We start from the raw sequence: 1,136 nt of genomic DNA, 5'->3' as shown, positions 1-1,136 counted from the left end.
ATCACGATATATTATTACAAAAATTATCATCTTTATCAGAAAAAAATCCAGATACTCAAGAGTCTATGGAAATAATAGACAAACAAATCAATCAAATTTGTTTGATAACACCAACACCAGATTATGATGAGACAAGAGATTTTACTCATAAAATCACAGAATGTCTGGTGGACCAAATGAAACAAAAAATAGACAAATTAGATGAAGAATTAGATAAATAAAATAACGCTACATTATATATAAGTAATCTATTCAAAAATAGATAATTACCTATTGGGGGTCAAAGAAAAGGGAAGGGGTAAAGAAAGTCAGTGCTTGGGATTGGTTTGATTTTTCACAGTTAACTGAAAATGCTAGCTTAGTGGAGTTTTATAAGGATGTGAAATTATCAGAAAAGCGCAATAAGGATAATCCGTCATTAGATAAATACAAACCGACCTTAAAAACAACATTGTCAATATTAGACAGACAATATCTAACTGATTCGCCAGAAAACAAGAAATATGCCTATATAAAGAGTGAATGTTTAGAGGAATAATTGAAAAGCCGATATTATTTGAGGCGTTAGGGCGTTTATTAATTAACTATCAAAGCGAATGGTATAGTGAAGTAGGTACAGACGGTAAGATGCCGGAATGGGAAGCGTTAAATAGTGAGATGACGGATGATGCTGAAAATGCCTTAGATTATTTAAAAGATGGAGATGAAGTAAAACGCGATGCCTATTTAAAGAATATAGGAAAAACGGCGGACTCAGAAGAAGCAATAGGATTAAATCAGCGACGAGAGAGAATAAGCCGATTTCCGGAAAATTATGAAGAAAACCCAAAAGAAAAGCTCAATCAAGAACAGTTTAAAGACTATAATTATATGCATGAGTTAGAAGTAAAAGTTGAGATGTGGGAAAAAGAGAAAGAGAAAATCAAAAAATGCTTATGGTGGAAAGATGTGGTTAATGGATTAGCCAATCAAAATCAACCAACGGCAGAGGATAATGCGGGTAATGTGAGTGGAGCAAATACCCAAACAGCACAAACCGATACCTCACCCCCAGCCACACTAAATCAAGACGGTAAAGCTTGGTATATCCATCCTATATCAATAATTAATTATTTTTCTGCTAAAACTTACCTCTT

The 1,136-nt window shown here is 33.5% G+C and carries 3 protein-coding genes; all 3 read left to right on the top strand.

The window, feature by feature from the left end; genetic code table 11:
- Positions 1–221, top strand: a 221-nt coding sequence (locus A9G11_RS14330) for a hypothetical protein (protein ID WP_176701233.1), incomplete at its 5' end; no start/stop codon positions are given.
- A 158-nt stretch (positions 222–379) separates the two neighbouring features.
- Positions 380–538, top strand: a complete 159-nt coding sequence (locus A9G11_RS14325) for a hypothetical protein (protein WP_176701232.1) — start codon at positions 380–382, stop codon at positions 536–538.
- Positions 523–1,136, top strand: a 614-nt coding sequence (locus A9G11_RS04475; RefSeq protein WP_141674345.1) for a hypothetical protein, incomplete at its 3' end; no start/stop codon positions are given. The genes A9G11_RS14325 and A9G11_RS04475, both read left to right, overlap by 16 nt.

Origin of the sequence: Gilliamella sp. wkB108 (assembly GCF_001690195.1) — a bacterium.
GTDB classification, from domain to species: Bacteria; Pseudomonadota; Gammaproteobacteria; order Enterobacterales; family Orbaceae; genus Gilliamella; species Gilliamella apicola_L.
Note: the sequence above shows the minus strand (reverse complement) of the source record. Positions and strands in the feature narration are given on the sequence as shown.